Annotated in this window: 3 protein-coding genes and 2 tRNA genes; 4 read left to right on the forward strand and 1 reads right to left on the reverse strand. The window is 34.4% G+C overall.

All coding sequences use genetic code 11. The annotated features are described in order from the left end of the window. Window positions 1–13 precede the first annotated feature (13 nt). Window positions 14–85, forward strand: a tRNA-Gly gene (locus AADI82_RS14505). Window positions 86–110: 25 nt separating this feature from the next. Then, window positions 111–194, forward strand: a tRNA-Leu gene (locus AADI82_RS14510). A 78-nt stretch (window positions 195–272) separates the two neighbouring features. On the opposite strand, the gene AADI82_RS14515 is transcribed toward AADI82_RS14510, so the two are convergent. Further along, window positions 273–1289: a LacI family DNA-binding transcriptional regulator gene (locus AADI82_RS14515; RefSeq protein ID WP_341217134.1), complete on the reverse strand. Its 1017-nt coding sequence runs from the start codon at window positions 1287–1289 to the stop codon at window positions 273–275. 150 nt (window positions 1290–1439) lie between these two features. Between AADI82_RS14515 and AADI82_RS14520 the strand changes: the two genes are divergently transcribed. Together AADI82_RS14520 and AADI82_RS14525 are read left to right on the forward strand one after the other, a co-directional pair. Beyond that, the gene (locus tag AADI82_RS14520; protein WP_341217135.1) at window positions 1440–2486 is read left to right on the forward strand and encodes a sugar kinase; all 1047 of its coding nucleotides are present in this window, start codon (window positions 1440–1442) and stop codon (window positions 2484–2486) included. 86 nt (window positions 2487–2572) lie between these two features. Next, window positions 2573–3241 carry a bifunctional 4-hydroxy-2-oxoglutarate aldolase/2-dehydro-3-deoxy-phosphogluconate aldolase gene (locus tag AADI82_RS14525; RefSeq protein WP_341217136.1) on the forward strand — a complete coding sequence of 223 codons (669 nt, stop codon included), beginning with the start codon at window positions 2573–2575 and terminating at the stop codon, window positions 3239–3241. The last annotated feature ends 74 nt before the right edge of the window (window positions 3242–3315 follow it).

The raw sequence follows: 3315 nt of genomic DNA on the forward strand, positions 1-3315 counted from the left end.
TCATTAAAAGACTGCGAAAGTAGCTCAGGGGTAGAGCATCACCTTGCCAAGGTGGAGGTCGCGGGTTCAAATCCCGTCTTTCGCTCTGAAACTTTCTTAAATATACCAATGCTGAAGTGGTGGAATTGGTAGACACGTTGGACTTAAAATCCAATGTCCATTAGGACGTACGGGTTCAAGTCCCGTCTTCAGTACTAAGCCTTTACAAGAGATTTCTTGTAGAGGCTTTTTTTTGTTTAAAATTTAAGATAAACAACCTTTAGGTTTAATAGTTATTCTGAAGAATCTCTAACAATTAATTCGGCATCAAGAATTATTTTATTTAAGCTTTGCTTTACTTCTGGATTTGCAACTCGTTTTAAAAAGGTTTCGGCAGTAAGTCGACCAATGGCTTTACTATGTTGATTAACACTAGTAATTGTTGGAGAGACTAAAGATGTAAAGGGTTCATTGCCAAAACCAACTAAACGTATTTGGTTCGGAACATTTATATTATTTTCATCTAAAACTTGAAGTGCACCAAGAGCAGCATAATCTCCAGCTACATAAACAGCATCAGGTTTGTTATTTAGTTTTAGTAGATTTCCCATTTCGCGTCTGCCATCCTCAAGCGTTAATGCGCTTTCAATAACTAAGTTTTTATCTAAGGGCAAATTATTCTTATTAATAGCATCAATATACCCTCTTATGCGGTTATTAAAAATTCGGGTTCGCCTGTAACCACCAATGTGAGCTATTCTTTTGCAACCTTTAGAAATTAAATGCTCTACAATCATATGGCTGCTATCATAATCGTTAATTCCAATATAATCTACATTTAAGTCATTCTCTCCACGGTCGAATAGTATAAGTGGAATACCTTTCGATTTTATCTTTTCAAAATACGACAAGTCAACAGTTTCGTTTGCCATAGAAGCAATAATGCCATCAACTTGAGTAAACAGAAGCGTGTCAATATTTTTACACTCTTTTTTAAAAGACTCATTAGATTGTGTTATAATAATATTGTACCCAGCTTTGTTAAGTACATCTTCCATTTGTTCTATAACAGAAGAGAAGAAGTTGCTATTGGTTCTGGGAACAATAACACCTACCAAATTACTTTTTCCTTTTCTTAAAGCACTAGCCAAATGATTGGGTTGATAGTTTAATGCTTTGGCAACACGTTTAACAGCATCTTTAGTTTTTTTACTAATTCTAGAATCATCATGCAGAGCTTTAGAAACTGCTGCAGATGAAATATTTAGCTCATTTGCAATATCTTTTATAGTTGCTTTTTTTTTATTCACCTAAGTTTTATATTTTTGCTTAAACGTTTAAGCAAAAATAATGTTTTATAAATAATAAATCAAAACAAGTATGGTTTTGATTTATTTTTAAATGATTTGCTTAAACGTTTAAGCAAACAAAATAATATCACTAATTAACTAATATTAATAATGAAAAAAGTAGTCACTTTTGGAGAAATTATGCTAAGACTAGCACCTCAAGGATTTTTAAGATTTTCGCAGGCATCAAGTTTTGATGTTGTATATGGAGGTGGGGAGTCTAATGTAGCAGTATCACTAGCTAATTACGGCATTCCAGTAGATTTTGTAACACGCTTACCAAAAAATGATATTGGCGAATGCGCTATGATGGAAATGCGTAAACGAGGTGTAGGTGTAGATAAGATTATTTATGGAGGAGAGCGTTTAGGTATCTATTTTTTAGAAACTGGTGCGGTTAGTAGAGGAAGTAAAGTAGTTTACGATAGAGCACATTCTGCAATTTCTGAAATTGAACTAGGTATGATAGATTGGAAATCTGTTTTTAAAGATGTGGCTTGGTTTCATTGGACGGGTATTACACCAGCCATATCTCAAGGCGCAGCAGATGTATGCTTAGAGGCCGTAAAAGTTGCAAGCGAAATGGGTGTTACAATTTCTACCGATTTAAACTACAGAGCTAAACTTTGGACCTACTGTAATGATAAGCATAGAGAAAATATTATGAGTGAATTAACCTCATATTGTGATGTTATACTAGGTAATGAAGAAGATGCAGAGAAACATTTTGGTATTCATCCAGAAGGATTAGATGTACATAAGCACGGTCACGATGTAAAGGCAGAAGCGTTTTTATCTGTTTGTAAGCAAATGATGGAAAAATTTCCAAGAGCTAAAAAAGTAATTACTACTTTAAGAGGCTCAATTTCTGCATCTCATAATACTTGGGCAGGTGTTTTGTATGATGGGAAAAAGATGTACGAAACCCGTCAGTACCAAATTACAGATATTGTTGATCGCGTTGGAGGAGGCGATTCTTTTATGGGCGGATTAATTTACGGTTTGTTAAAATACCCTGAAGACGATCAACATGCATTAGATTTTGCGGTTGCAGCTTCTTGTTTAAAACATACTATAAAAGGTGATGCAAACTTAGTAACAGTTTCTGAGGTAGAAAAATTAATGGGAGGCGATGGCTCTGGTCGAGTAGCAAGATAATATAAGTGTTTATTTGTTTATCTGTTCAGTTGTTTTATTCAATTTAATAGATAAACAAATACACGATTAAACAAATCACATTTAAAATGGCACAATTTACACGAATAGAAGTTGCGAATGTTATGAAAGAAACTGGGATGATTCCTTTGTTTTTTAATAATGATATTGAATTAAGCAAACAAGTATTAAAAGCTTGTTATGATGGAGGAGCACGATTAATGGAGTTTACAGCAAGAGGCGATTTTGCTCATGAAGTTTTTGGAGAATTAACAAAATACGCTATTAAAGAGTTGCCCGGAATGATTATGGGGGTTGGCTCAGTTACAGATGCTGCAGCTGCTTCATTATATATGGCGTTGGGTGCTAACTTTATAGTTACACCTGTTTTAAGAGAAGATATAGCCATAGTGTGCAATAGGCGAAAAGTATTATGGTCTCCAGGCTGTGGTACGTTAACAGAAATTGCTAGAGCAGAAGAACTAGGGTGCGAAATAGTAAAATTATTTCCAGGTGATATTTACGGACCACAGTTTGTAAAAGGGATTAAAGGACCACAGCCATGGACTAGTATCATGCCAACAGGAGGAGTGTCTCCAACATATGAAAACTTAAAAGAATGGTTTGATGCTGGTGTAACTTGTGTGGGTATGGGTTCTAAACTTATTTCAAAGAATGCAGATGGAGTTTATAATTTAGCAAAGATTGAATCGGATACTAGAGCAGCACTTAGAATTATTAAAGACTTAAGAAAGTAATTTAAGTTTTTTAGAGACTAGTCTGTTTTTAATTTGAGGAAGTATTAATTATTTGTACTATAAGCCTTTATAAG

The sequence above is a fragment of the uncultured Wocania sp. genome, from assembly GCF_964021735.1.
GTDB lineage: Bacteria > Bacteroidota > Bacteroidia > Flavobacteriales > Flavobacteriaceae > Wocania_A.